Consider the following 26,513-nt stretch of genomic DNA (forward strand, 5'->3'; position numbering starts at 1 on the left):
CCCGCACCGCCGTCGTCGTCATGTTTAGTAACCGGACCGGTCCGTGACCTCATGGTGGTCCCTCGAGAAGCAGGTAGCTGCGCCGGACGGCAGTGGTGCCGGGGCGGGCGTTGCAAGTAGTGGCCACTCGTGTGCTCCCGGCCGGTGGCCGGTCTACTGGGAGGACAGGTCCGGCCGCATGGCCGGCAAGGTCTCAGATGCCTGTGAACCGCCGCTGCCGAAGAACCGGCAGCGGCGGGACGCAGTGGAGGGGGAACCATGGGTCCACGCATATTGGTCACCGGAGTAGGCAGCGCAGCCGGCCGCGCCGTCGCTGCGCAGTTGTCGGCCCGGGGAATTCCCGTTCTCGGCGCCGACAACCGCGACGTTCAGGGCCCCGACGGCGCCGAGACCGTCCGTATCCCGCCGCCTGGTGATCCGGACTGGGTCCCTGCGCTCCGCCGGCTCATCGACGCACGATCCCTCAATGTGGTCATTCCCACGCTCAGCGAGGAACTTCCGCACCTGGCCGCAGCCCGCGCCGGGTTCGCCGAGGGCATCCGGCTCATCGTCGCCGACCCTGGCCCGGTCGCCCTCGCCAACGACCGGCTCTTCACAGCCTGGACGCTGCACGCGGCCGGGATCCCCGTTCCCCGGTTCGGCGTGGCCAGCGACTTCGCCGCCGCTCCGGCGTCCCTGGCGGCACTGGGCGGTCCCGTCGTCCTGAAGCCGAGGTCGGCCCAGGCCGGTCACGGTGTTCAAGTTTTGGCCGAAGCCGGCGCGGTGGACTGGGGACTTTTGCCGGACGGCCAGATCGTCCAGGAGTTCATACCGGGAACGTCGTACCTCGCCATGGTCTTCGGCACACCCGTGCACAACGTCATGGCGCCAATCGCCGTCGTCGTCGAGCAGACCGGGCCGCGCAGCCCGGGCTCCGGAGGCGGGGACTCCGGAAGTACAGACTCCGGAAGCACAGACTTCGGAAGCGGGGATTCCGGCCGGCGGGTGGCGGCAGGCGAAGCCGCCGGGATCGGCAGGCTGGCCCTGGCTGCCGTCCGCGTGCTCGGCCTGACCGGGCCCGTGGACGTCGATATCCGGTGCCGTGCCGATGCGGCCCCGGTGGTGCTTGGCGTGAGTGCACATTTTGGGGCCAGCAGCGCGTCCGCGCCCGAGCTGCTCGACGCGGTTCTGGCTACTTTCCTCCTCCCGTCGTTCAACCCTGCGTCCTTCCGGCGGTGCCCGGCTGTCTACGCAAAAACGCTGGGCTGAGCCGGCCGTGGCGGCGGAGCACACCTGGCTGATGGCCCTCGGGCTGCCGGTCCTGGCCCTCGGGCTGGCACGAGTCCTTACCCTGGCACTTGCGGCCTGGTTCGAGGTCCGGGCCACCCGCCGACGGCGCAGCGGCCCGCCCGGCCTCTGGGCCCGGTGGCCCACGGTGTCCATCATTGTTCCGGCGCACAGCGAGGCGGCAGTGATTGCGAACTGCGTCCGGTCCGTCCAGGCGAGCAGGTATGAGCGGTACGAGCTGATCCTCGTGGACGACGGCTCCACCGACAACACCGCCGAGCTGATGGCGGGGTTCGCCGCGCAGGACGGACGGATCGTCGTCACGGCGCAGGCCCATGCCGGCACGGGTAGCGCCCTGAACCTGGGCATCCGTTACGCCACGGGGGAGATCCTCATGTTCCTGGCCGCGGACGCGGCCGTGACCCCGCGCACCATCGACCGGATGCTTCAAGGCTTCGAGGACCAGCGCACCGGGGCGGTCCGCGGCAGCGAGGGGACAACGGAGCCGACGTCGGGTCCGGCCCGGGTCCTGGACCTCATCCGCCGGCTGGGCAGCGGCACCACCTGGCGCGCACAGTCGGTGACCGGCGGCCTCCCCACCATGTCCGGGGGAATGACAGCTGTGCGCCACACCGTCATTGCCGAGGTGGGACCATTCCGCGAAGACACGGCGGAGGGTGACCTTGAGCTGGGCTGGCGGGTGCGCCAGGCCGGGTACCGGGTTGTATTTGCACCGCGCGCCCTGATCCAGAAGGCGGGGCCGTCGAATATGGGCGCGCTCTGGAGCCACCAGGTCCGCCGCGAACGGTCGCTTCTGCAGTCCCTGTGGATCCACAAGTCCGCGATAGGGGACCTGCGGCGGCGCGCCCTCGGTGACAGCCTCATGGCGGCGCTGTTGGTCACCGTCTTTGTGCCCGTGCTCCAGCTCGCGGGCCTGCTCACTTTGGCCTGTCTGGTGTCGCTGGGCTATGGCCGGCTCGGAGCAGATGCCTGGACGGTGCTGGGCGGCGTGGCGGTTTCCGCGACGCTGGGAGTCGCGGCGCTGGAGCTGGTGATCAACGGCTCGTGGGGGAAGCTGCGCCAGGTGTGGGTGTTCCCGCTTCTCCCGGTCTATGCCGTATACCGCGGTCTCGCGCTGCTGGCCGCTCTGGTGAAGGAGCTCAGCGTCCTGGCAGGGCGGCGGAGCGGCTCCGGGCGCGGGGCCGCAGGCCGGACAATCCGGAACCGAAAGCATGGGGCAACGCGGGGTCACCTACGGCCCATCCCGGGCCGCCGGATGGGCGCTATGTGACCCCGCGTTGCTCTAAATCGTGGTCATTCGATGGTGGCGTAGAGCGCGTTGAGCTCGGCCGTGAGCTGCCTGCGCAATTCCGGGGTGCCGATTTCCCTGCCGTCGATGTGGTTGACCGGGGCCAGCAGCCGGATGCTTGAGATCAGCCAGACGGCGTCGGCGTCGTACAGATCGTTCGGCTCCAGCGGCCCGTAGCCCAGCTCCCAGCCGGCGGCCTTGGCGGCTTTGAAGAGGGCGCCCTGCGAGGTGCCGGGCAGGATCCCGCTGTCCAGCTGCGGCGTGATGAGGCGCCGGACGGTGCGGACACCGCCGGCGCCGTCGTCGGAGGATTCCAGGTGGGCGAGCAGCACCGTGGACGTCGGGCCCTCCAGGACCCGGCCGTCCGCGGAGACGAAGATGACGTCGTCCGCACCTTGGGCGTGCGCATAGCGCAGCGCGGCCATGTTGACGGCATAGGAGAGCGTCTTGGCGCCCATCAGCAGCCAGGGGGCGCGCTCGCCGGCCTCGCTGTCGTAGCCGCGGTCCAGCAGGATGACGTCAATTCCGGTCTCTCGCTGGCGGCGCCCGGCGGCACCGGGAGCCGAAGCCTGGACCCAGCAGTTCGGTGTGTTGGTGCCCTCCACGCCGCGGGTCACGAGGAGCTTCACGGCCAGCTCGTCAGTGCCCCCGTCCGTGCCCGGTTCGGCGGAGGTGCGCGGGCCCCGGTACTCGATGATCGCGGTCTCGATCGCCCGGCGCCAGGCCTCCTGGGCAGGAATATCCAGCTCCAGCAGCCTTGCGGATCCGGCAAGGCGGTCCAGATGGGCCTGAAGCTTGCGGGGCTTCCCGCCGACCGCAAGGAGGGATTCGAAGACCCCGTCACCGCGCGTGGCACCCTGGTCAGTGACCATCAGCTGGGGTTTTGAGGCATCGGCAAGACGGCCGTTTTCGAACGCGGGATCCAAAAACACCAGAACCGTGAGGGGGCCGGGACCGGAGGCAGGAGAAGTCATGGCTTCAGCTTAGTGCGGCCGGCCACGGGATAAGATTTGCAGGTTGCCCGATTCGGAACTGTTCCGCGGGTCCTGGATTGGAGGGGTTCGCCTGTGCTGTGGCTATTTTCGCTGGCGGAAACACTCCCATCCTGGGCCATTCTCATCCTGACCCTGATCGACCTCGCCATCCGCGTGCTGGCGCTCGGCATCATCCCCGGAAACCGCCGGCCCACCACCGCGATGGCGTGGCTGCTGATCATCTTCTTCGTCCCTGCCGTGGGCGTGGTGCTGTTCCTGCTGTTCGGTAACTTCCGGCTGTCGCGGAAGCGCAGAGCGCAGCAGGATGCCGTGAACCGGCGGGTCCGCGCCGGCACGTCCGAGCTGGCGGATCTCGAAAGCCGGTACAGCGGTCCGGAATGGGTGGCGTCCGCCGCGGAACTGAATAAGACCCTGGGCTCGCTGCCCATGGTGGACGGGAACAGCGTGGAGCTGCTGCCCGGCTACACTGACTCGATCAAGGCGATGGCGGCGGCGGTCCGGGAGGCCAAGAGCTTCGTCAACGCGGAGTTCTACATCCTGAGCTCGGACCACTTCACGGACGATCTGCTGACCGCGATGGAAGAGGCCGCCGAGCGCGGCGTCGAAGTCCGGCTCCTGTTCGACCACCTCGGCACGCTGCGGATCCCGGGCTACCGCAAACTGATCGCCCGGCTCAAGGCCAGCAAAATCAGCTGGCGGCCCATGCTGCCGCTCCGGCCCGTGCGCGGGCAGTGGCGCCGGCCGGATCTGCGCAACCACCGCAAGATTATGGTGATCGACGGCGAGACCGCCTTCACCGGCTCGCAGAACCTGATCGAGCCGTCCTACAACAACCCCCGGCACCGCAAGGTGGGCCGCGAGTGGGTGGAGCTGATGGCCTGCCTCCGCGGCCCGATCGTCACCACCCTCAACGTGGTCTTCGCCACGGACTGGCTCAGCGAAACGGACGAGGCGCTCGAGGACCAGCTGGCGCACCGGCCCGAACCCCACGCCGGGGCGATCACGGCGCAGGTGGTCCCTAGCGGCCCCGGCTTCATCACCGAAAACAATCTGCGGCTCTTCAACACCCTGATCTACTCGGCGCAGCACAAGGTCTCTATCTGCAGCCCTTACTTCGTCCCGGACGACTCTTTGCTCTACGCCGTAACGACGGCGGCGCAACGCGGCGTCGACGTCGAACTGTTTGTCTCGGAAAAAGGCGACCAGCTCCTGGTCCACCACGCCCAGCAGTCCTACTACGAGGCCCTGCTCGAGGCCGGGGTGCGGATCTACCTGTACAAGGCGCCGTTCGTGCTGCACGCGAAGCACTTCACGATTGACGACGAAGTGGCAGTGCTCGGCTCGAGCAATATGGACATGCGCTCCTTTTCGCTGAACCTTGAGGTCTCGGTGATGGTCCTGGGCGAGGACATCGTCAAGCGGATCCGTGCCGTGGAGGACAACTACCGGGACATCTCGCGCGAACTTGTCCTCGATGACTGGATGAAGCGTCCCATGCTGGTCAAGTATGTGGACAACGTCGCGCGGCTGACCGCGACCCTGCAGTAGCCCGGCGCACTCTTCAGAGGCGTCAGCCGGGCGGGAACTGCGCGCCGAGCGCGGAGAGGACGCCGAAGGCCTTGGTCCGGATCTCCTGGTACTCCTCCTGCGGTGCGGAATCCGCCGTGATCGCCCCGCCGACGCCGAGGCTCAGTCCGGCCCCGCCGCCGGCCTGCTCCGTGACCACGAGGGTCCGGATCGCGACCGCGAGGTCGGTGGCGCCGTTGAGTGAGAAATAGCCGATCGCGCCCGAATAGATGCCGCGGGGTGCATCTTCGAGCCGGTCCAGAATGGCCATGGTACTGATCTTGGGGGCGCCCGTCATGGATCCGGCGGGGAAGCAGGCCGCGACGGCCTCGGCGCGCGGCGCACCGGGTCTGAGCCGCGCGTCGATGGTGCTGACCATCTGGTGGACGGTGGCGTAGCTTTCGATCGCGCACAGCCGGCTCACGGACACGGAGCCTGGCATGGCGAAATGGCTCAGGTCGTTGCGCAGCAGGTCCACGATCATGATGTTCTCGGCCCGGTCCTTGGGCGAGGATTCGAGGTCCCGCCGCAGCAGCCCGTCCCGTCCGGCGTCGGCGTCCCGGCCGCGCGTGCCCTTGATCGGCTCGGCCCGCATCCCGCCGTCGGCCGCGATCCGGAGGAAACGTTCCGGCGAAGTGCTGGCCACGGTGAGGTCCCCGAAGCGCAGATAGCTGGCAAACGGGGCGGGATTCCGCCGGCGCAGCGCCAGGTAGGCCTGCCAGGGGTCCAGTTCCCCCGGAATCAGAGGTGCCGTCAGGGCGGTGGTGAGGCAGACCTCGTAGCTGTTGCCCTCCGCGATCTCACGCTGGGCCTCGGTGATTTTGGCCTTGTACGAGACCTCCGAGTCGCGCGCGGCGAAGGCCGGCCCGGCATGTTCGACGGCAGGATGTACGACGGCGGCACGTTCGCCGGCAGGCACCGGTCGCGGCACCGCTTCGGCCGCCGCCACCGCGGCACGGGCTGTCGCCAGCCAGTCCCCGGCGTCGGCGGTGTCCAGTGCCAGCAGCCACACCGTTCGTTCCCGGTGGTCCAGCACGACGGCGCGGCCGGCGAAAATCAGGCAGGCATCCGGCGTGCCCGCGGTGACGTCGCTGCCGCCGGTCTCGCGCTTGAGCTCATAACCGAGGTAGCCGAGCCAGCCCAGAGTGAACTCGCAGGGGTAGCCTTCGGGCGCGCGCAGGGCCCGGCGTCCCCAGACGCCGTCCAGCCAGCGGAAAAACGGTCCCTCGGTTCTTACAGTGGAATTTCGGACGCCCACGCTGGTCTTCCCGGAACTGTGCCGGACAGCCTGGCCGAAGGGGCCGCCGTCGTCCGCCAGGATGCTGAAGCGGCTGCGTTCCGCGGCTTCGGGTGCCAGGCCGTAATGGGTTGGACCCGCCGGGTCCAGGGATGAGTCGAGCCACACCGCGTTCCGCGAGCGGCCGAAGAGCAGCTCAAAGAGCCGGGCGGCGTCCGGGACAGCGTCGATCCGTTCGGCCCGTAGCTGGAGGCCGCGGCGGGCCGCGAGCTCGGGCAGCAGCACCGGGGCCACGGCGGGCAGGTACTGGAGGGCCTGCAGCACCTCCCCGGGGGCGTCGGCGTCGGCGGTGTTGAGCACGTGCACATCGGCGTGGGCCGGAACGTCATCGGCGGCCAGCCACTCCTCCTCCTGGGCAGCCCACTGCTCCCAGAACGGTTCGTAGCTGTCGCCGTCGCGGGCCAGCGCCCTGCTGCGGCGGTCCTGCTCCGGCGCATCGGCCCAGATCACCGCGTCCACGAAGGGCCGGGCCGCTTCCGCAGCGGCGCCGACGCCTTCGACCAGGATGATCTCGGCCGGCCGGGTGGTGCGGGTCCCGCCGTCGTAGTGGTTGCTCCAGTCCCAGCTGACCCACTGGGCCGGCTCACCGCGGCGGAGCGGCGCCAGGACCGTGGAGGCGTAGCGTTCAATGCCGGCGGCAAGTCCGTTCCAGCCGGGGTAGATGTCCTCCAGATGGAAAAGTGAGACCTTGTGGTGCTCGCGGAGCCGTGCCGCCAGTTCGATCGCCAGGGTGGTCTTGCCTGCGCCCGAGCGTCCGTCAATGGCGATGATGACGGGTGCGGGACTCATGAAATAGAGCGTACCCGCTGCCCGGGCTGGTCCGGGATGTTACTGGCCCGGGCTGGCCCGGCCGCTGGCGTTGCGCCGGGAAGGACCCTGGCGGTGGGTGAACCGTCAGGGAAGCCGTGCCGCGGGCGGCGGGATTTGCCGCACGCGGACTGCGATGCCGGCGCAGAGGATGACGGCGAGGCCGCCGATGATGGTGGGCCAGGTCAAAGTCTCGCCCAGTAGGAGCCCGGCCCAGCAGATGCTCAGCACGGGCTGGATGAGTTGGATCTGGCTGACTTGGGCCATGGGGCCGATGGCCAGGCCGCGGTACCAGGCGAAGAAACCGAGGAACATGCTGACGACGCCGAGGTAGGCAAGGGCGGCCCACTGGACGGGCGTGCCCGACGGCGGTTGGTGGCCAGCGGAGAGCGCTGTCAGGAACACCATCAGGGGGGATGCGAGGACAAGCGCCCAGGACACGGTCTGCCAGGCGCCGAGCTCGCGTGCGAGCAGGCCACCTTCCGCGTAGCCGATGGCGGCGGCCACGACAGCGCCGAGGAGCAGCAGATCCGCCCAGCCCAGCTGCCCGAAGCCCCCGGACTGGGCGGAGGCGAAAACTGTTGCCGCCAGAGCGCCAATGGCGCTCGCAACCCAGAAGCCTGCCGGTGGACGCTCGCGGGCCCGGAGGACGGCGGCCGTTGCCGTCGCGGCCGGAAGCAGCGCGATGACGACGGCGCCGTGGGTGGCGGGCGCCGTCGTGAGCGCGAACGAGGTGAGCAACGGGAAGCCCACGACGATCCCGCCGGCGACCACCGCAAGCCGCGTCCACTGCACGCCCCGGGGCAGGCGCTGCCGCGTGAGTGCGAGGGCCAGGACTGCCAGGATCGCGGCCATGACCGCACGGGCGGAGCCGATGAACAACGGCGAGAGCCCCGCGACCGCCACCTTGGTGAACGGGACCGTGAACGAGAACGCCGCTACTCCCAGGAGGCCCCACCACAAGCCGTTGGGCTGCCGCGACGATATCGCTGGGCGAAAATGGATGGTAGCGCTACTCTTGTCTCTCATGAACCACGATAGCAGTTCGAAGGTTGCGACACGACTGCGGGAATGGATCGCCGGTGCCACGCCGGGGTCCCGTTTACCGTCCACACGGTCACTGGTTGCCGAGCACCGGGCCAGCCCGGTGACGGTGCAGAAAGCCCTGCAGGCGCTCACCGCACAGGGACTCATCGAGAGCCGGCCCGGCGTCGGGACCTTCGTGCGGGCCGTCCGGACCGCGCGCCCGTCAGACTACGGCTGGCAGACCGCGGCGCTGAGGTCACCACAGACGCCTCCGCGCTCGGCTTCCGCCGCGATGCGCAGCACAACGAACGATGTCATCGCCTTCCACTCCGGCTACCCGGACCGGGAACTCCTGCCGGAGCGCCTGGTGCGTGCGGCGCTCGCCCGGGCAGCCCGGAGCGGCGCGGCCTTGTCCCGCCCACCGGCACCGGGGCTTCCCGAGCTGCAGTCCTGGTTTGCGCACGAACTCGGCGCCTCGACGCCGGCGGGAATCGCCCCGCCAGCACCGGGCGACGTTGTTGTGCTGCCGGGAAGCCAGAGCGGACTCAGCTCCATCTTCAGGGCACTGGTGGGCCCGGGACAGCCCCTGCTCATGGAATCCCCGACCTACTGGGGGGCCATCCTCGCCGCCGTGCAGGCCGGCGTCCGCGTCATCCCGGTGCCCAGCGGACCCGACGGCCCCGACCCGGAAGAACTGGCCCGGGCCTTCGAAGAGTCCGGCGCACGGACGTTCTACGCACAACCCAACTACGCGAACCCCACGGGAGCGCAATGGACAGCCCGGCGGGGCGAACAGGTCCTGGACATTGTGCGCACGAACGGTGCGTTCCTGGTCGAAGACGACTGGGCGCACGACTTCGGCATAAACACCATGCCTGTGCCCATCGCAGCGCGCGACGATTCCGGCCACGTCGTATACCTTCGCTCGCTGACGAAGAGCGTATCCCCGGCCATCCGCGTCGCGGCGGTGATCGCCCGCGGCCCGGCGCTTGAACGCATCCTTGCCGACCGCGCAGCCGAGTCGATGTACGTCAGTGGCCTGCTCCAGGCCGCAGCACTCGATGTGGTCACCCAGCCCGCCTGGCAAACGCATCTGCGCAGCCTCCGCCACCAGCTCCAGTCACGGCGCGACCTTCTGGCCACCAGCCTGCGCGAGTACGCCCCGCAGGCACACATCGAACACATCCCGAAGGGAGGCCTCAACCTCTGGGCGCGCCTTCCCGACGGGACCGACCTGGAACAGCTGGGCCGCGACTGCGAGAGCGCCGGAGTCATCATCGCCGCCGGCACCGAATGGTTTCCGGCCGAACCCACGGGCCCGTTCCTCCGACTCAACTTCGCCGGACCCAACCCCGGCGCTTTCCGGGAAGGTGCGCGCATCCTGGGCCAGGCACTCGAACGCAACAGCCGCTGAATAGGTCACAATGGGTCTGCCTCATCCATGGCCCGCCGGTGGGCGGCCTGCACCTGAGAGGCGCCGTTGAAAGCTCGCCCGGGTGTCACCGGCCCGTGGGCGGGGCGGGGCGGGGGTAACGGGCGGGGCCCGAGGTTAGTGCATCAGTGCCAGCATGACCCCGACGGCGACGAACAGGACGCCGAAGCTACGGTTGAGCAGCCTCTGCCCGCGCGCGTCGTGGGTGAAGCGCTGGAAGGACTTGGCCGCGGCGGCGAAGAAGAACCACATGACCAGGACGTCGATAGCGACCACGGTCACGGACAGGATCAGGTACTGCGGGAGCAACGGTTCTGCCGGGCGGATGAACTGCGGCATAAAGGCCAGGAAGAACACGATCGCCTTGGGATTGAGCAGGTTCACCCAGAGTCCGCGCCGGAACATGGAAAACGCGGGCTCATTGCGCAGCGCGGCGGCCTTCTCCTGGTCCAGGTCCGGCTTGTGCCGGAATTGCTGGATACCCAGAAAGACGAGGTAGGCGGCCCCGGCGTAGCGGATGACGTTGAAGGCCACCGGCGAACTGGCCACGAGGACCCCGACGCCCAGGGCGACGATCAGGATGTGCACGATCAGTGCGGCCTGCTGGCCGAGGATGCCCCAGATGGAGCGGCGGAACCCCGAGTTCAGCGAGTTGCTCATGGTGTTGATGGCGCCCGCGCCGGGAGTGAAGCTGATCAGGACGCCGGCGCCCGCGAGGGCCAGCCACAGGGAGGGTTGCACCGATTCAGTGTACGGACTTCAATGTACGGACGACGGCGGGGGTCCGGCAAAGTTCTGTTTCCCGCAGACCGCAGGGTGCTGGCGGACCACCTGCGGAGCAAAACCTTCCGGTCGGTTGTTCAGTTCTCGGGGCGCAAAGTGGAACTCCGCCGCGAGGGCTTCACCATGCATAACGTCGCGCGGACGCAACTTGCCAAGTGCATCGGCTGGGGCTCGGACGACTGTTCTGGACATTTTATCCACATTACATTTTGTCCACATTTCTGCCCACCCGGGGATCGCTGAGGAACCGAGCCGCCGTCGCCGGGCGGACTCCAGCGACAGACGTTAGCTCAGCTGCCGATAGCCGGAGCAAGGCTCTGATTCCGCCGAAATCGACCAACATGGCCTGCGCCAAGGCCAGCACATTGACACCGGGCCTGCCGGCCCGAGCAAGATCGCCACTAACTCAGTATCACTCAGTGCTGCAGCGCCGAGCCGGAGGAGCCGCTCCCTGGGTCGTTCGCCGACAGGGAGATCCGCCATGCGAACAAGCTCAGCCACACTGGCCAAGCCTTGAATGAGACCAGTGGAACATGGTCCTTGGAAGGTCGTCGTGCCCCGGGTACTGGTCGAAGTAGGATCGCGCATGAGCTGACATATAGCCCGTTTCGTCGATGGCGAAGTGGCCGATCAGCTGCATGCCCCGGTCGGCTGCCTCCGATTCCAGTGCGCGTGCCTCGTCCAGGATGGGCTCAGAACAGTGGTACTCGCTGAATCTGCCAGGGTGGGCGATGGCAAAGTACCTGGTGTATTCCGCATCCAGCGCCACCAGGACTGCATCGCGGAAGGGAGCCAGTGAGCCCGCAAAATCTTCTGCTACGACGTCGACGCTGCTCAGCCGCATTTCCGCGTCCACGCAGATCAGTACAAGCCTTGGCATAAGTTTGCCGCCCTGGACGATGAACGGGCGGGCGAGTATCTCGAAGTCAAAACCTGCTTGAATGATCATGTTCTGATCCTAGGAACCCCGCCGGCGGGGCTCCAGAGCCGGCAGCGGCTATGTGGATAACGGGCCGGGGAGCGCCTCAGGCCCGGGCGATCACCTCGCCGTTGGGAATCAGGAACCAGCCGTCGTCCGTGGAGCCCCAGCGGTGCCAGCCGGCGGAAATCCGGGCCAGGTCGGCGGCGTTGGCGAAGCCGTACTCGAGGGCCTGGTCCGCGAAGGCCGAGTGCAGCACCCGTTCGCCCCACACCCGGGCCTGCCACCGCCGCTGCTGCCCGGTGGCATAGTGCCAGTTGCTGCTTGAGGGGGCGACGTCAGTGAACCCGGCGGACTGTGCCCACGACACCAGACGGCGGCCTGCATCGGGCTCGGCCCCGTTGCGGCGGGCGATCCGCTGGTAAAGCTCCATCCATTCGTCCAGCTCGGGGATGGCCGGAAACCAGCTCATGCCGTGGAAGTCGGCGTCGCGCACGGCCACGATTCCGCCGGGCCGGGCGACGCGGCGCATCTCCCGCAGGGCAGCGACCGGGTCCGTGAGGTGCTGCATCACCTGGTGGGCATGCACGACGTCGAACGTCTCATCCGCGAAGTCGAGGTCGTAGATGTTGCCGGCGAGGAACTCGGCGTTCGGCACGCCGCGCCCGGCCGCGAGGGCAGTCGCCTGGCCGATTATCCCGGGGGAGCGGTCCAGCCCCGTGACTTTTCCGGGGGCGACTAGTCCGGCGAAATCGCACGTGATGCTGCCCGGACCGCAGCCGACGTCGAGCACGGAAACCCCGGTGGTGAGGTACGGGATCACAAACGCCGCGGAGTTCTCCGCCGTCCGGGAGGCGTGCGCGCGGACCACCGACTCGTGGTGGCCGTGGCTGTACACATCTTCGGGCTGCTGCGCACTCATGGTGAAACGCTACCGCCGGGCCCGGCGAACCGACAGCTATGGCGAGTCTTTGGGGGGCGGCGAGTCCTGCGGCGCGTCCTGTACCGCCGCCTGGGCTGCCTCCTCCGCTGCGCTGATGGTCGCCTCGGTCATGGCCGTCATGAAGCGGGTGGCGATCTCAAGCTCCTCGGGCGTGAACCCTGCCATCGCGGCCCCCATATGGCGGGCCAGCGGGAAGAACATGGCGCCGCCGTCGCGGAAGGCCTTCGGCGTCATGTGTAATTGGACCTGCCTGCGGTCGGACCCCTTGCGTTCACGGAGAACATGCCCGGAGCTGTGCAGCCGGTCGATTAGGGCGGTGGTCGCAGGCGAGCTAAGGTTCAGCTCCTTCCGGAGCACGCCGGGGGTAACAATCTTGTTCCCGGCGGCGTACTTCATGATCACGGCCAGGGCATTGAGATCGGTCCGGTGCATGTCGTTGCGGCCGCCGGCGGAATCGACGTAGCGGTTGGCTTCGAGGGTGAATTCCTGGAGGATCCGCACCAGCGGCGGGGGACCGCCGGGGCCGGGGCGCCCGGATGCTTCAGCTGACACTCGGACTCCTTTCCTTCCCTGGACCACGGCCTTCGGGAAACTACCCGCAACTACCGGAGGCGCCGGCATAACCGGCGCTTTCCGGAGTTTACTGCAGCACCTGGCTCAAATGGAGCCGGGGCGGTCCCGAGACACTTCCGGAAAATTAAGCACATCCGGGTTATCTCCATTGTCGAGATAGTCTATGATGGACTCAATTCTACCCCTCCGAGGCAAGAACCAGAAGGAACCATGAACAAGACCTCCAGCACCACCGCCCGCGTCCCGTTCTGGCTGCGCTGGCTGGTTCCCGTCTTACTGGTGGTGACCTGGCTGGCCATCGCCGGTATCGGCGGGCCTACCTTCGGCCGGCTGGAAGAGGTCTCCTCCAACGACCAGGCGTCATTCTTGCCCGCCGGGGCAGAAGCCACTGCAGCGCAGGAGTGGCAGGCCAAATTCCGGGACTCCAAGGAGATCCCGGCTGTCATTGTGATCGAGAGCGGTTCCGCCTTTACGCCAGCCCAACTCGGCGAAGCTGCCGCGCTCAAAGGCAAGCTGGAGGCTTTGAAAGCCGGCAGTACCGTGATCGGCCCCATCCCCTCGGAGGATTCGAAAGCGGTCCAGTTTGTGGTGCCCATCGACTCCTCCGATGAGGTCAAGGAGGTTGTCAAGGAGCTCCGCGACGAGGTGACGGCCTCCGCGCCGGAGGGAATGCAGACCTACGTGACCGGCCCGGCCGGGCTGACGGCTGACCTGGTCAGCGCCTTCGCCGGCATTGACGGGATTCTGCTGCTGGTGGCCCTTGGTGCGGTGTTCCTGATCCTGCTGGTGGTCTACCGCTCGCTGCTGCTGCCGATCGCCGTGCTGTTCACCTCCGTCTTTGCCCTGTGCGCCGCTATCCTGCTGGTTTTCGGCATGGCGAAGCTCGGCTGGATCCAGCTCAACGGCCAAAGCCAGGGAATCCTCTCGATCCTGGTCATCGGGGCGGCAACCGACTACGCCTTGCTGTATGTGGCGCGGTTCCGCGAGGCCCTGACGCACACCACCAACCGGACAACCGCAGCGATGACCGCCTGGAAGGGCTCCTGGGAGCCCATCCTGGCCTCCGGTGCCACTGTCATCATTGCCCTGCTCTGCCTGCTGTTTTCCGATCTCAACTCCAACAAGGCCCTCGGCCCTGTAGCGGCTGCCGGCATACTGTGCTCCCTTTTTGCGGCTTTGACCCTGTTGCCTGCCATGATGGCGCTGCTGGGCCGCGTCGCCTTCTGGCCGTTCCGCCCCAAGCTCCTCCCCGAAACGGAACGCGAACCTGAACTGGTCACGGGCCTGGAGGGCCAGAAGGGCCTGTGGCACGCCACGGGCTCCCTCGTTGCACGCCGGCCCCGCACGGTCTGGGTGGCTTCAGTGCTCCTGCTCCTGGTGGCCTCGGGCGGCGTCCTCCAGCTCAGGGCCAACGGCGTCCCGCAAACGGACGTTATCCTGACAGCCTCCAACGCCGTCGATGGCCAGGACGCGCTGGCACGGCACTTTGACGCCGGGTCAGGCAGCCCCGCCGTGATCGTCGCGGATGAGGCGAAAGCCCGGGAGGTGCTGGACGCGGTCAAGGCAAGCGACGGCGTCGGGGATGCCTTCCTGCTGGCCGACGGCGGCGCCCCTATCGTCACCGGTGCAGCGTCGGCCCCGGGCGCTCCGGGTGCCCCGGGTAGCCCCGGTGCCCCCGCTAACCCGGGCGCTCCGACCACCCCGGGCGTGCGGGACGGCAAAGTGCTGATCAACGCGACGCTGAACTCCGCCGCGGACTCCAACGAGGCGGAAAACGTTGTCGTGTCCCTCCGGCAGGAGCTGAAGAAGGTCGACGCCGGCGCCCTCGTGGGCGGCGTGACCGCCACGGCGCTGGACACCAACACCACCGCCCAGCGCGACCTGGTGACCATCATTCCGGTGGTCCTTGCCGTGATCCTGGTGATCCTGATGCTGCTGCTGCGCTCCGTGCTGGCTCCGGTCCTGCTGGTCGCCTCGGTGGTCCTCTCCTACGGTGCGGCCATGGGTGTCTCCGCAGTGGTCTTCAACAACTTCTTCGGCTTCCCGGGAGCGGACGCCACGGTGCCACTCTTCGGCTTCGTCTTCCTCGTGGCGCTGGGCGTGGACTACAACATCTTCCTGATGAGCCGGGTCCGGGAGGAATCCCTGAAGCACGGCACCCGGCCCGGCATTCTGCGCGGCCTGGGCGTCACCGGCGGCGTCATCACCTCCGCCGGCGTGGTCCTCGCGGCGACCTTCGCGGCGCTGGGTGTCATTCCAATCATGTTCCTGGTGCAGTTGGCCTTCATCGTGGCCTTCGGCGTGCTGCTGGACACCGTGCTGGTCCGCTCCCTGCTGGTGCCGGCCCTGGCTTACGACATCGGCCCGCGGCTGTGGTGGCCGAGCAAGCTGGGCCGTCCGGAGACTGATGGCCGTGCCCGCGCCCTGCCCGCCGCCGAGGCGCAGCAAGCCGCGGACGCCGGAATCCGCTAAGCAGGACCCCACCCCAAGCCGCAGCCGCTGTCACCGTCCCTGGTCCCCCCACCAGGCCGCGGTGGCGGCGGCTGCTTCCTTGAGCGGCGCCGGCTGCCCGGGCTGCCCCGCAGGCGTGTGACTCCGTCACGGGCGGCGCTTTCCCTGCACGCCGCCGTCGTCATCCCGCGCGGGGAGCGCCCATTTGACGCAAATGGCCTCCATGGGGATCGTCATTGCGGCCATTCGTGGCGAATGGGCGTTGCAGCGCCTCCGCCATCCGGCGTCGGCAGTGAGTGTCCCACCCCCTGTTGCCTCCCAGTGGGGCTGGGTAGACTGCGACTGCGTCCGCACGGGCGCGCCCGATGCTTCCAGGGAGGATCCATCCATGTCTGAAAACAGAGAGTCCGATCGAACGGCAGCCCACGTTGTAGGCGTAGAGGCCGAACCCAAAGAGGCCGCAGCCGAAGTCGCCGAACCCAAAGAGGCCGCAACCGAAGTCGCCGAGGGGCAGTATGTCGCGGGCGACTACGGCTCAGCGGGCGCCACCGGCGAAAATTCTGCTGCCGCAGAGGAAGGCGAATACCCGGAGGGTGACTACGGCGCCGCGGGCGTGGCCGGCGGGACCGCCGTCGGCGATGCTGAAGGCGACTACCCCGAAGGTGACTACGGCAAAGCCGGCACCGTCGGCGAGACCGCGGTGGACGGGACGCCTGCCGCCGTCGAGGAGGGCGAGTACAAGGAAGGCGACTACGGCGCGGCGGGATCTGCCGGTGAAGCGCCCCGCGGGGACCGCTAGGCGGGGACTTCGCGCACAGCGAAACTGCCACATGTGACGGTGCCTCCGCGCGCCATTGCGGGGAAGCTGGCCTGCCGAGACGCCTTCAAGGTTGCCCAAAATCCAAGGTTGAGCGTTCGCGACTCAACTTTGAATTGACTTCGGCTGCTGCCTGGGTAAGGTTGAGTGCAGATCGCTCAATGACTGGGCGAGCACCGATCTCGGCAGGTCCCACCCCGGGCAGCAGTTCGATCACCGGGCCGTAGCCCGGCACCGGAGCCAGCAAGTTTCCAAGAAAAGAAGGAAGCAATACATGTCACGTGCAGTAGGTATTGACCTCGGAACAACCAACTCCGTCGTCTCCGTTCTCGAAGGTGGCGAGCCCACCGTTATTGCCAACGCCGAGGGTGGCCGCACCACGCCGTCGGTTGTTGCCTTCTCCAAGACCGGCGAAGTGCTGGTCGGTGAGATCGCCAAGCGCCAGGCCGTCAACAACATTGACCGCACCATCGCCTCCGTCAAGCGCCACATGGGCACCGACTGGTCCGTCGCTATCGACGACAAGAAATACACCGCGCAGGAAATCTCCGCACGCATTCTGATGAAGCTCAAGAACGACGCCGAGTCCTACCTGGGTGAGAAGGTCACGGATGCCGTGATCACCGTCCCCGCGTACTTCAACGACGCCGAGCGCCAGGCCACCAAGGAAGCCGGCGAAATTGCCGGCCTGAAGGTGCTGCGCATCGTCAACGAGCCCACCGCGGCCGCACTGGCCTACGGCCTGGACAAGGGCAAGGAAGACGAACTCATCCTCGTCTTCGACCTCGGCGGCGGAACCTTCGACGTCTCCCTGCTCGAGGTGGGCAAGGACGAAGACAACTTCTCCACCATCCAGGTCCGCTCCACCGCCGGCGACAACCGCCTCGGCGGCGACGACTGGGACCAGCGCGTCGTCGACTTCCTGCTGAACCAGCTCAAGGTCAAGGGCATCGACCTGTCCAAGGACAAGATCGCCCTGCAGCGCCTGCGTGAAGCAGCTGAGCAGGCCAAGAAGGAACTCTCCTCCTCCACCAGCACCAACGTCTCGCTCCAGTACCTCTCCGTCACCCCCGACGGCCCGGTCCACCTGGACGAGCAGCTGACCCGTGCGAAGTTCCAGGAACTCACCAAGGACCTGCTGGAGCGCACAAAGAAGCCGTTCCACGATGTCATCAAGGAAGCCGGCATCAAGCTCTCCGAGATCGACCACATCGTGCTCGTCGGCGGTTCCACCCGGATGCCGGCAGTCTATGACCTGGTCAAGGAGCTCGCCGGCGGCAAGGAGCCGAACAAGGGCGTCAACCCGGACGAGGTGGTCGCCGTCGGCGCCGCCCTGCAGGCCGGTGTCCTGAAGGGCGAGCGCAAGGACGTCCTGCTGATCGACGTCACCCCGCTGTCCCTCGGCATCGAAACCAAGGGCGGCATCATGACGCACCTGATCGAGCGCAACACGGCCATCCCCACCAAGCGGAGCGAGACCTTCACCACGGCGGATGACAACCAGCCCTCCGTGTCGATCCAGGTCTTCCAGGGCGAACGCGAGTTCACCCGCGACAATAAGCCGCTGGGCACCTTCGAGCTGACCGGTATCGCCCCGGCTCCGCGCGGCGTCCCGCAGGTCGAGGTCACCTTCGATATCGACGCCAACGGCATCGTGCATGTCTCCGCGAAGGACAAGGGCACCGGCAAGGAGCAGTCCATGACCATCACGGGCGGTTCCAGCCTCTCCAAGGAAGACATCGACCGCATGGTCAAGGACGCCGAGGAGCACGCAGCAGAGGATAAGGCCCGCCGCGAGGCAGCCGACACCCGTAACACTGCCGAGCAGCTCGCCTACTCCGTGGACAAGCTGATCGCCGACAACTCCGACAAGCTGCCGGACGAGGTCAAGACCGAGGTCCAGGCCGACGTCGACGCCCTCAAGGCCGCACTTGAAGGCACCGATGACGCAGCCGTGAAGACCGCGTTTGAGAAGCTGCAGGCTTCGCAGACCAAGCTCGGCGAGGCCATCTACGCCCAGCCCGGTTCCCCCGACGGTGCCGCCGGCGCCCAGGGTGCACCGGCCGGGGAGCAGGCGGCCGGGGCCGACGAGGACATCGTCGACGCCGAGATTGTTGACGAAGACGAGAAGAAGTAATCATGCCGCATCACGGTAACGAAGAAGAGCACGGTTCTTCCGAGGACCGGCGGGACGCTGAACAGCGGGCAAACGAGCCGCAGAAGCCGATCATCCACGACAACCGCAAGGTTGATCCGGAGACCGGCAAGGCCCGCCACCCGGACCAGGAAAGCCATCCGGACCAGGAAAGTGCCGACTCAGGGGACGCCCTGTCCCAGGTGGAGGACATCCTCAACAGCGCTGAGGTGCCGGCCGCGGAGTCCGTGGCTCAGGGAGTCGACCCGGCCGAGGCGGAGGAGCTCAAGAACGATCTCCGCCGCCTGCAGGCCGAGTACGTCAACTACCGCAAGCGGGTTGAACGCGACCGTGCCGTGGCGGGGGAGATGGCCGTCATCGGCGTCCTGAACTCCCTGCTCCCGGTCCTGGACGACGTCGACGCCGCCCGTCAGCACGGCGACCTCACGGACGGCCCGTTCGCTGCGATCGCGGCCAAGCTGGAGAATGCGGTGAAGACGTACGGCCTCGTGCGCATCGATGAGACCGGCGTGGAGTTCGATCCCACGATCCATGAGGCTCTCATCCAGCAGCCCGGCGCGGACGTCGAGATCGACACCGTCAGCCAGGTTTTGCGATCGGGCTACAAGTCCGGTGACCGCGTGCTCCGCGCAGCACAGGTCATTGTGGCCGTCCCGGCCTAGCATTACCTCATCGAAGTGACAGTTCGCGCCCATGTTTCGAACAAACATGGGCGTGAACTGTCACCTCGGCACACAGATTTGAAAGGAAACGCCATTGGCTAGCCAGGACTGGGTGGACAAGGACTTTTACAAGATCCTTGGCATCGCCAAAGACGCTTCCGGAGCCGACATCAAAAAGGCTTACCGGAAGCTCGCGCGGCAGCACCACCCGGACACCAACGCGGGGGATGCCGCTTCGGAGCGGAAATTCAAGGACATCTCCGAGGCCTATTCCGTGCTTTCCGATGCCGATGAGCGCCAGCAGTACGACGCCGTCCGGGCCATGGGCGGCGGCGCCCGCTTCGCGCCCGGCGGAAGCGGCGGCGCGGGTGGCGGCGCCGGCTTCGAAGACCTCTTCGGCGGCCTCTTCACCGGCAACGCGGGCCGCCAACCCGGCGGGTTCAGCACCTCCGGCGGGATTCCGCCCGAGTTCGCCGATTTGTTCGGCGGCGCCGGGGCCGGCGGTGGATTCGGCGGCGGCCAGTCGTTCCAGCGCGCTCCGCAAAAGGGTGCGGACCGCACCGCGTCCACCAGCATCTCCTTCGCAGGCTCCATCCGCGGAACCACCATCGGCCTGCGTGAACCGGACGGCGAAGTCATCGATGTGCGCGTCCCGGCCGGCATCAAGGACGGCCAGAAGGTCCGTGTCCGCGGCAAAGGCCAGTTCGGCCCGGCAGGCAACGGGGACCTTATGGTGACGGTCTCGGTGAAGCCGCACGATTTCTACGTCCGCGACGGCGACAACCTGCGCATCCACGTTCCGGTCACCTTCCCGGAGGCCGCCCTGGGAGCCGATATCGAGGTCCCGACCATCGACGGCGACAAGGTCAGGGTCCGTGTTCCGGCCGGCACACCGTCGGGCCGCACGCTCCGGGTCAAGGGCCGCGGCATCAAGCACGCCAAGGCCACCGGCGACCTCCTGGTGACCATCGACGTCGCCGTCCCGCGGAAGCTGGGCAAGGAAGCTGAGGAAGCCGTCAAAGCCTTCGCGGCCGCCACCGCCGGCGAGGACGTCCGCGCCGAACTGGCAGCCAGGGCGCGGCTCTAGGAACGGGCTAGCGCCATGGGCATCGAATTCGACTTCGACCAGCCGATCTTTGTCATCTCCGTCGCCGCGCAACTGGCGGATATGCACCCCCAGACGCTGCGGCAGTACGACCGGCTCGGCATTGTCTCGCCCAGCCGTGCGCCGGGAAAGTCCCGACGGTATTCGCAGCGGGATGTAAATATGCTACGCGAGGTGCAGCGGCTCTCCCATGAGGGCGTCTCGCTCGAAGGTATCAAGCGGATCCTCCAGCTCGAAAACCAGGTGACGGCCTTGCAGGGCCGGGTCATTGAACTGACCGAGGAACTGCAGCGCCGGCCGCGGGCCGTGGACGCCCGTATTTTTGCGGCTGGAACGGCGGGCGACGTCGTCAGCCTGGCCCGTGGAAAGCGCCCCCGGGCCCGCTCCCAGGCCCTTGTGGTGTGGAGGCCGCGCGGGACGGGCTTTGAACTCCCGCAGGGCTGACCGTTCCCTTCGACCTTTCCCCGGGCCCGGTCCCCTTGGTGGCTGCCCGCGGTCGCGGTCTGCCCCGGTCCCGCCGCCATTATGGGGCCTCCACCGTGTTCGCGACGCTGGCCTAGCCCTCCATCCTGATCATGGCGGCGACCTCAGACCTGCAACGCGGGGTCACTTCGAGCCCATCCGGAGGGGCTTTACCGGCGCTAAGTGACCCCGCGTTGATGTTCTCTGCCGTGGCGAACGGATTCTGTCGACCGGGAACTGTCGACCGGCGACCCATGGTTGCGGCAGTTCTCAAGGCACTTGTAACCCGCGTCATACCTGCCGTAGAATTTCGGATTACGGTAGTTTTCAATTATCGAACACGTCGTTCTATTATCGAACACAACTACGGCAACAGGCCGCCACACAGCGAAGTGAGGAAAGCCCGTGCAGTTCCACCACTACGGTTACGTATCCGGTGACCCGCGAGTCCAGCCGGCCGCCGGCGTCGGCATCGATCGGTCCGCGCAACTTCCTGACGAGGTCGACGTGCTCGTCGTGGGCACCGGGCCCGCAGGCATGCTCACGGCCGCACAGCTGTCCCAGTTCCCGGGCGTCACGACGCGGATCGTGGAGCGCCGCAGCGGTAGGCTCGCCATCGGCCAGGCCGACGGCATCCAGGCCCGGAGTGTCGAGACTTTCCAGGCTTTCGGCTTCGCCGAGAGGATCATCGCCGAGGCTTACCGCATCACCGAAATGGCCTTCTGGAAGCCGGACCCCGCGGACCCTTCCCGCATCGTCCGTGCCGCCCGGGCTGTCGACGACGCGACCGGCGTCAGCGAATTTCCGCACCTGATCGTCAACCAGGCCCGCGTCCTGGACTATTTCGGCGAGTTCATGGCTAACTCGCCCACCCGCATGTCGCCGGACTACGGCCTGGAGTTCCGCAGCCTTGAGGTCGCCGACGAGGGGGAGTACCCCGTCACCGTCACACTCCTCCACACGGCCGGCCCCGACGAGGGCCGGGAGCGCGTTGTCCATGCTAAGTACGTCGTCGGCGCGGACGGCGCGCGGAGCAAGGTGCGGGAATCGATCGGCTGCACGCTCGCCGGCGACAAGGCCAACCACGCCTGGGGCGTCATGGACGTCCTCGCCGTCACCGATTTCCCGGACATCCGCACGAAGTGCGCCATCCAGTCCGGCGCGGGCGGCAGTATCCTCCTGATTCCCCGCGAGGGCGGCCACCTCTTCCGCATGTACGTCGACCTTGGCGAGGTCCCGCAGGACGACGCCGGCGCCGTGCGCAGCACAACGATTGGGCAGATCATCGCCAAGGCGAACAACATCCTCCACCCCTACACGCTCGACGTGCGCGACGTTGCCTGGCACAGCGTGTACGAGGTTGGACACCGCCTCACTGACCGGTTCGACGACGTCCTCCCGGACCAGCGCGGCATCCGCACGCCGCGCGTATTCATCACCGGCGACGCCTGCCACACGCACAGCGCCAAGGCGGGCCAGGGAATGAACGTCTCCATGCAGGACGGCTTCAACCTGGCCTGGAAGCTGGGACACGTGCTTGAGGGCCGCAGCCCGGAGAGCCTCCTGTCAACGTATTCGGCCGAGCGCCAGGTCATCGCGAAGAACCTCATCGACTTCGACAAGGAGTGGTCGACGCTCATGGCGAAGAGGCCCGAGGAGTTCGAAAGTCCCTCCGAACTCGAGGACTTCTACGTGAGTACCGCCGAGTTCCCCGCCGGCTTCATGACCCAATACGCCCCGTCCATGCTCATCGCTGCGCCTGTCCACCAGGAGCTGGCCGCCGGCTTCATCATCGGCAAGCGGTTCAAGTCCGCGCCCGTTGTGCGGGTCTGCGATGCAAACCCGGTGCAGCTAGGCCATCAGGCCGCGGCGGACGGCCGCTGGCGCATCTACGTCTTCGCCGACGGGGCAGCGCCGCAACAACAGGCGGCGGCACCGTCGCCGGCCGCGGACCTGGCTGAGTGGATCGCCAGCTCGCCGGAATCCCCGCTCGCCGCCACCCCCGAACGGGCCGACCGAGACGCGTGGTTCGACATTAAGGTCATCTACCAGCAGGACCATACGAGTATCGACATCGGAGCCGTCCCGGCCGCATTCAAGCCTCAAGTGGGGCCGTTCCGGCTCACCTGTCTCGAGAAGGTCTACGCCATCGATGCGGCGGCGGACATCTTTGAACTGCGCGGCCTCGACCGCGGAGGTGTTGTGGTGGTGGTGCGGCCGGACCAGTACGTGGCTGACGTTCTGCCGCTGACGGCGACGGCAGAGCTCGGCGCGTTCTTCGCGCCCCTCCTGCGGGCAGGCAGCCGTGCCCCCGAATTCCAGGATCACGCGGGCTAGGCGCCGGCGCGGGCATCCTGCCGATGGAGTGGTGACGCTCCCGCCCATACCCCCGTCCAGATCCATTGCTCAGGCCGATTCCGCTGCGGAAAGCGTCCCATGACGCGTAAACGGTACAGCGCTACGGGTATACCCGTAGCGCTGTACCGTTCGCGCGTCGCCAACCCTTATTCGAAGCGAAAAGCTGCTTCGACGCGTCAGGCAGGTTTCCCGCGGCCGGGGCGAACTCCCTCCGGCCTCCCTCGTCGCTAGATGCCCCCGACAGGCCTAGCCGTTGATGACCTGCGGCACGCCGAGGGCTTTAAGTCCCTCGACGCCGAATTCCAGGCCATAGCCGGATTGCTTGGCACCGCCGAAGGGGACCCGTGGGTCCACGGCGCCGTGCTTGTTAATCCACACGGTGCCGGCCTGGATCCGGGCCGCGACCTTGCGGGCCGCGGCCTGATCGGAGGACCAGACCGAGGCGCCGAGTCCGACGTCGAGGGCGTTGGCCATGGTAACTGCCTCGTCCACCGTGCTGTAGCGGATGATGGGCAGGGCGGGACCGAACTGTTCCTCGGCCACGAGAGGATTGTCGTTGGCGATGTCGGCAACCAGGGTTGCAGGGTAGAAGTAGCCGGGCCGGTCCGTGTCCGGGTTCCCACCGAGGAGAATCTTGGCCCCGGAGTCGCGGGCGGCCTCAACCAGCCGTGCCACGATGTCGAACTGCTGCCTGTTCTGCAGCGGGCCCAGGACATTGGCTTCGTCGAGACCGTTGCCCATGGGCATGGCGGCGGCGACCGCGGTGAGTTCTTCGCAGACGGCGTCGTAGATGTCGCTATGGACGTAGAGGCGCTTGAGCGCGGCGCAGGTCTGGCCGGTGTTGATGAACGCGCCCCAGAACAGGCCCTCGGCGATCGACTTCGGATCAGCGTCGGGCAGCACGATACCGGCGTCGTTGCCGCCCAGTTCCAGGGTGAGGCGCTTGACAGTGTCCGCGGAGGACTTGATGATCGCTTTGCCGGTGGCGGTGGAGCCGGTGAACATGACCTTGCCGATCGCAGGGTGTCCGGCCAGGGCCTCGCCAACCTCGCGGCCGCCCGCGACCACGGACAGGAGGCCCTCGGGGAGTTCCTGGTTCAGGACATGGACAAGGGCCAGGACACTCAGCGGCGTGAATTCCGAGGGTTTGACTACCACGGCGTTGCCCATCCGCAGGGCGGGGGCGATCTGCCAGACGGTGATCATCATGGGCCAGTTCCAGGGCCCGATCGCCCCGACGACGCCGATGGGCCGGTAGTGCAGCTCGGCGCGGGTCTCGCCGTCGTCCACCACGGTTTCCGGGTCCAGGGGCGTGGCGGCGGCCGCGCGGAGCCAGGCGGCGCAGGCGCCTACCTCAAAGCGGGCGTTTGGCCCGTTGAGCGGCTTGCCCTGTTCGCGGGAGAGGAGGCGGGCTAGCTCCTCAGTGGAGCGTTCGACGGCGTCGGCGGCCTTGAGCAGTGCGGCGCTGCGGGCGTCGTGCCCCAGCGCGGCCCAGGCCGGCTGCGCAGCCGCTGCGGCGGCGATGGCCTGTTCGAGGTCCTGGACGGTGTGGACGGGCGCTTCGCCGACCGCTTGACCGGTGGCGGGGTCGAGGATGGTCCGGATCTGGCCGGTAGCCGGGGTAATCGCAGCCAGAAGGGCGTCGTAGGTTTCCATGGTTGTACTCCACATCGAGTAGTTGAGGCACTGGGCTATTGAAGCACTGCGTACTTGAAGCACTGCGCGCGGCACAGGATGGTCCCAGAGCGGCCGTACTGTCATGTCCGAGTGTCCCCCGGTGCGGGACGCGCAGTCTTGTCTTTGCGCGAACTGAAGTTGACCCATTGCGAAGGATCGCGACGGCCTAGTATGCCGCTGCGCTGAGGAACAACAACCGATCGCTGATCGACAAAAAAGTGACCGGCGTCACCTGCCATGCTGGATTGCACGGTGCAAACCACCTCGATTTCTCAGACAGCTATTTCCCAGGCTCATGACCGTTAAGAAGGATCCGATGAGTATTTCAAATTCCGAGTCCCGGACCGCGGAAGCAAGTTCCCGCACGGAGCACTCCACCGCGCTGCGCGCCGGCAGCGTCGGCGTTATGGGCATCCTCTTCTTTGTTCTGTCCGCCCAGGCGCCGTTGACCGGAATCGTCGGGGCATCACCGCTGGCCGCAGCCCTCGGCAACGGTCCCGGAGCGCCCGGGGCATACCTCGTGGTGGGCATTGTCATTGTGATCTTCGCCGTAGGGTTTGTTGCAATGAGCCGCAAGATCCAGGCCCATGGCGCCTTCTACGCCTACGTGACGGCGGCCTTTGGGCGCAAGACCGGAGCGGGAGCCGCGTGGCTCGCGCTCCTCGCGTACAGCACGGTCCAGGCTGCGATGTATGGGCTGTACGGCGCGGCGTTCTCGGGGCTCCTCGGTTCCGCCGGCATCGTGGTTCCCTGGTGGCTGCTGGCCGTGGTCACCATGGCGGGCGTGCAGGTGCTGGGATCTCTCAACATTCAACTCGGGGCGCGGGTCCTGGCGTTGCTCGTGGGCCTGGAGGTCGCCATCCTGCTCATGTTCGGGTTCACCGTGCTGTTGCGGGGCGGCGGACCGGAAGGAATCAGCCTGGCGGCGTCCTTTTCTCCCGCGGCGATCGCCACCGGTGCCCCGGGCGTCGCCATCATGTTCGCAGTCGCCTCCATGTTTGGCTTCGAATCCACGGCCATCTACTCGGCCGAGGCCAAGGACGCCCAACGCACGGTAGCCCGTGCCACGTACCTTTCGGTGGGGGTCATCTCGGTGTTCTTCTCCTTCATTTCGTGGATGCTGGTCAGCTACTACGGCCCCTCTCACGTCATTGATGCCGCGGGCGCAGCCCTCGAATCGGGAGATTCCACCTCCTTCGTATTGACGCCGATGGTGGAGCTGTTCGGGCCCTGGGCCGGAATAGCCACGGGCGTCCTGCTCGTGTCGTCCCTGCTGGCCGGCATCATCGCCTTCCACAACGGCATCAATCGTTACCTCCATTCGCTGGCCCTGCGCGGGTCCATGCCCGGTGCCGTGGCCCGCACTAACCGGCACCGGGCCCCCGCCGCCGCCGCGCGGATCCAGACACTGATCGCACTCCTGCTCGTGGCGCCGTTTGCCTTGCTGTCCCTTGATCCTGTCCTGACCCTCTTCTCCTGGTTCAGCGGACTGGCCGTGGCGGCGCTCCTGGTCTTGTATATCCTGTGCTCCCTTGCCGTCGTCGCGTATTTCCGGCGCGAAAAGGTGGCCGGCCAGGTCTGGCAGACCAGGGTGGCACCGATATTTGCCACGTTGCTGCTCGGCTGGGTTCTGTTCCTCGTGGTCAGCAACTTCACGGCATTGATCGGCGGCAGTGCCGAAACGGCCGTGGGCCTGCTGATCGCGGTGCCCATATTGTTTGCGGCCGGCGTGCTGGTGGAAGTCGGCGTGGAACGCAGGGCAGAGCGGGCAGGAGTCCCCGTCTAGCAGCGGGCCCTAAGGGTAGAAGGGGGCGGTGCCGGGTAAATCCGGCACCGCCTTTTCTAACATTCCAGCTCGCGGGGTTAACGACGGGCGCTGACAGCACCTGCCGTCACCGCGGGAGCGGGCC

20 protein-coding genes and 1 pseudogene are annotated in these 26,513 nt (G+C 67.4%); 12 read left to right on the forward strand and 9 right to left on the reverse strand.

Annotated elements, in window-relative coordinates; all coding sequences use genetic code 11:
- The first annotated feature begins 258 nt into the window (after positions 1 to 258).
- Positions 259 to 1,248: an ATP-grasp domain-containing protein gene (locus AC50X6_RS12610; protein ID WP_494966544.1), complete on the forward strand. Its 990-nt coding sequence runs from the start codon at positions 259 to 261 to the stop codon at positions 1,246 to 1,248.
- 7 nt (positions 1,249 to 1,255) lie between these two features.
- A complete protein-coding gene (locus tag AC50X6_RS12615) occupies positions 1,256 to 2,557 on the forward strand; it encodes a glycosyltransferase family 2 protein (protein WP_494966545.1) in 1,302 nt (433 codons plus the stop codon).
- Between the two features lie 23 nt (positions 2,558 to 2,580).
- Here the strand turns inward: AC50X6_RS12615 and AC50X6_RS12620 are convergent, their stop codons facing one another.
- Positions 2,581 to 3,549, reverse strand: coding sequence for an aminodeoxychorismate lyase (locus AC50X6_RS12620; RefSeq protein ID WP_494966546.1), 969 nt, complete (start codon positions 3,547 to 3,549; stop codon positions 2,581 to 2,583).
- Positions 3,550 to 3,642: 93 nt separating this feature from the next.
- On the opposite strand from AC50X6_RS12620, the gene cls reads away from it, so the two are divergent.
- Positions 3,643 to 5,118, forward strand: coding sequence for a cardiolipin synthase (gene cls, locus AC50X6_RS12625; protein ID WP_494966547.1), 1,476 nt, complete (start codon positions 3,643 to 3,645; stop codon positions 5,116 to 5,118).
- A 22-nt stretch (positions 5,119 to 5,140) separates the two neighbouring features.
- On the opposite strand, the gene pabB is transcribed toward cls, so the two are convergent.
- The gene (gene pabB / locus AC50X6_RS12630; protein WP_494966548.1) at positions 5,141 to 7,222 is read right to left on the reverse strand and encodes an aminodeoxychorismate synthase component I; all 2,082 of its coding nucleotides are present in this window, start codon (positions 7,220 to 7,222) and stop codon (positions 5,141 to 5,143) included.
- A 105-nt stretch (positions 7,223 to 7,327) separates the two neighbouring features.
- Entirely contained in the window at positions 7,328 to 8,269 is a 942-nt protein-coding gene (locus AC50X6_RS12635) for a DMT family transporter (protein ID WP_494966549.1), read from the reverse strand.
- Here AC50X6_RS12635 and AC50X6_RS12640 point away from each other — a divergent pair.
- Complete coding sequence (locus tag AC50X6_RS12640) at positions 8,268 to 9,680, forward strand: aminotransferase-like domain-containing protein (protein WP_494966550.1); 1,413 nt, start codon at positions 8,268 to 8,270, stop codon at positions 9,678 to 9,680. The two genes, AC50X6_RS12635 and AC50X6_RS12640, sit on opposite strands and share 2 nt — an antisense overlap.
- Before the next feature lie 135 nt (positions 9,681 to 9,815).
- Here AC50X6_RS12640 and AC50X6_RS12645 read toward each other — a convergent pair whose 3' ends face one another.
- From AC50X6_RS12645 to AC50X6_RS12665, 5 genes and pseudogenes are all read right to left on the reverse strand, one after another.
- On the reverse strand, positions 9,816 to 10,439 hold the full coding sequence (locus tag AC50X6_RS12645; RefSeq protein ID WP_494966551.1) for a LysE family transporter: 624 nt from the start codon (positions 10,437 to 10,439) through the stop codon (positions 9,816 to 9,818).
- 244 nt (positions 10,440 to 10,683) lie between these two features.
- Positions 10,684 to 11,069: pseudogene (locus AC50X6_RS12650) on the reverse strand (UPF0758 domain-containing protein).
- The gene (locus AC50X6_RS12655) at positions 10,975 to 11,430 is read right to left on the reverse strand and encodes a hypothetical protein (RefSeq protein WP_494966552.1); all 456 of its coding nucleotides are present in this window, start codon (positions 11,428 to 11,430) and stop codon (positions 10,975 to 10,977) included. Before AC50X6_RS12655 ends, AC50X6_RS12650 begins: the two are co-directional and overlap by 95 nt.
- Positions 11,431 to 11,506: 76 nt before the next feature.
- Complete coding sequence (locus tag AC50X6_RS12660; RefSeq protein ID WP_494966553.1) at positions 11,507 to 12,322, reverse strand: methyltransferase domain-containing protein; 816 nt, start codon at positions 12,320 to 12,322, stop codon at positions 11,507 to 11,509.
- Positions 12,323 to 12,358: 36 nt separating this feature from the next.
- Positions 12,359 to 12,895 carry a MarR family winged helix-turn-helix transcriptional regulator gene (locus AC50X6_RS12665; protein WP_494966554.1) on the reverse strand — a complete coding sequence of 179 codons (537 nt, stop codon included), beginning with the start codon at positions 12,893 to 12,895 and terminating at the stop codon, positions 12,359 to 12,361.
- A gap of 231 nt (positions 12,896 to 13,126) precedes the next feature.
- On the opposite strand from AC50X6_RS12665, the gene AC50X6_RS12670 reads away from it, so the two are divergent.
- The 7 genes from AC50X6_RS12670 (at position 13,127) to AC50X6_RS12700 (ending at position 22,905) form a co-directional block, all read left to right on the forward strand.
- Entirely contained in the window at positions 13,127 to 15,388 is a 2,262-nt protein-coding gene (locus AC50X6_RS12670) for an MMPL family transporter (protein WP_494966555.1), read from the forward strand.
- 367 nt (positions 15,389 to 15,755) lie between these two features.
- Positions 15,756 to 16,166: a hypothetical protein gene (locus AC50X6_RS12675; RefSeq protein ID WP_494966556.1), complete on the forward strand. Its 411-nt coding sequence runs from the start codon at positions 15,756 to 15,758 to the stop codon at positions 16,164 to 16,166.
- Between the two features lie 292 nt (positions 16,167 to 16,458).
- Positions 16,459 to 18,321 carry a molecular chaperone DnaK gene (dnaK, locus tag AC50X6_RS12680; RefSeq protein WP_494966557.1) on the forward strand — a complete coding sequence of 621 codons (1,863 nt, stop codon included), beginning with the start codon at positions 16,459 to 16,461 and terminating at the stop codon, positions 18,319 to 18,321.
- Between the two features lie 2 nt (positions 18,322 to 18,323).
- Positions 18,324 to 19,001 carry a nucleotide exchange factor GrpE gene (locus AC50X6_RS12685; RefSeq protein ID WP_494966558.1) on the forward strand — a complete coding sequence of 226 codons (678 nt, stop codon included), beginning with the start codon at positions 18,324 to 18,326 and terminating at the stop codon, positions 18,999 to 19,001.
- A gap of 94 nt (positions 19,002 to 19,095) precedes the next feature.
- A complete protein-coding gene (locus tag AC50X6_RS12690) occupies positions 19,096 to 20,088 on the forward strand; it encodes a DnaJ C-terminal domain-containing protein (RefSeq protein ID WP_494966559.1) in 993 nt (330 codons plus the stop codon).
- A gap of 15 nt (positions 20,089 to 20,103) precedes the next feature.
- Positions 20,104 to 20,550, forward strand: coding sequence for a heat shock protein transcriptional repressor HspR (locus tag AC50X6_RS12695; protein WP_494966560.1), 447 nt, complete (start codon positions 20,104 to 20,106; stop codon positions 20,548 to 20,550).
- A 423-nt stretch (positions 20,551 to 20,973) separates the two neighbouring features.
- Positions 20,974 to 22,905, forward strand: a complete 1,932-nt coding sequence (locus AC50X6_RS12700; RefSeq protein ID WP_494966561.1) for an FAD-binding monooxygenase — start codon at positions 20,974 to 20,976, stop codon at positions 22,903 to 22,905.
- 267 nt (positions 22,906 to 23,172) lie between these two features.
- On the opposite strand, the gene AC50X6_RS12705 is transcribed toward AC50X6_RS12700, so the two are convergent.
- Positions 23,173 to 24,582, reverse strand: coding sequence for an aldehyde dehydrogenase family protein (locus tag AC50X6_RS12705; protein WP_494966562.1), 1,410 nt, complete (start codon positions 24,580 to 24,582; stop codon positions 23,173 to 23,175).
- Positions 24,583 to 24,919: 337 nt separating this feature from the next.
- On the opposite strand from AC50X6_RS12705, the gene AC50X6_RS12710 reads away from it, so the two are divergent.
- A complete protein-coding gene (locus AC50X6_RS12710) occupies positions 24,920 to 26,389 on the forward strand; it encodes an APC family permease (protein WP_494966563.1) in 1,470 nt (489 codons plus the stop codon).
- Positions 26,390 to 26,513 lie beyond the last annotated feature (124 nt).

It is taken from the genome of Pseudarthrobacter sp. HLT1-7 (assembly GCF_059383435.1).

Excerpts from the sequence above, each read along its gene's own strand:
- pabB (WP_494966548.1), bottom strand. The coding sequence starts at position 7,222 with ATGAGTCCCGCACCCGTCATCATCGCCATTGACGGACGCTCGGGCGCA.
- AC50X6_RS12670 (WP_494966555.1), top strand. The coding sequence starts at position 13,127 with ATGAACAAGACCTCCAGCACCACCGCCCGCGTCCCGTTCTGGCTGCGC.
- AC50X6_RS12635 (WP_494966549.1), bottom strand. The coding sequence starts at position 8,269 with ATGAGAGACAAGAGTAGCGCTACCATCCATTTTCGCCCAGCGATATCG.
- AC50X6_RS12695 (WP_494966560.1), top strand. The coding sequence starts at position 20,104 with ATGGGCATCGAATTCGACTTCGACCAGCCGATCTTTGTCATCTCCGTC.
- AC50X6_RS12685 (WP_494966558.1), top strand. The coding sequence starts at position 18,324 with ATGCCGCATCACGGTAACGAAGAAGAGCACGGTTCTTCCGAGGACCGG.
- AC50X6_RS12675 (WP_494966556.1), top strand. The coding sequence starts at position 15,756 with ATGTCTGAAAACAGAGAGTCCGATCGAACGGCAGCCCACGTTGTAGGC.
- AC50X6_RS12660 (WP_494966553.1), bottom strand. The coding sequence starts at position 12,322 with ATGAGTGCGCAGCAGCCCGAAGATGTGTACAGCCACGGCCACCACGAG.
- AC50X6_RS12640 (WP_494966550.1), top strand. The coding sequence starts at position 8,268 with ATGAACCACGATAGCAGTTCGAAGGTTGCGACACGACTGCGGGAATGG.
- AC50X6_RS12710 (WP_494966563.1), top strand. The coding sequence starts at position 24,920 with ATGAGTATTTCAAATTCCGAGTCCCGGACCGCGGAAGCAAGTTCCCGC.
- AC50X6_RS12705 (WP_494966562.1), bottom strand. The coding sequence starts at position 24,582 with ATGGAAACCTACGACGCCCTTCTGGCTGCGATTACCCCGGCTACCGGC.
- dnaK (WP_494966557.1), top strand. The coding sequence starts at position 16,459 with ATGTCACGTGCAGTAGGTATTGACCTCGGAACAACCAACTCCGTCGTC.
- AC50X6_RS12655 (WP_494966552.1), bottom strand. The coding sequence starts at position 11,430 with ATGATCATTCAAGCAGGTTTTGACTTCGAGATACTCGCCCGCCCGTTC.
- AC50X6_RS12620 (WP_494966546.1), bottom strand. The coding sequence starts at position 3,549 with ATGACTTCTCCTGCCTCCGGTCCCGGCCCCCTCACGGTTCTGGTGTTT.
- AC50X6_RS12610 (WP_494966544.1), top strand. The coding sequence starts at position 259 with ATGGGTCCACGCATATTGGTCACCGGAGTAGGCAGCGCAGCCGGCCGC.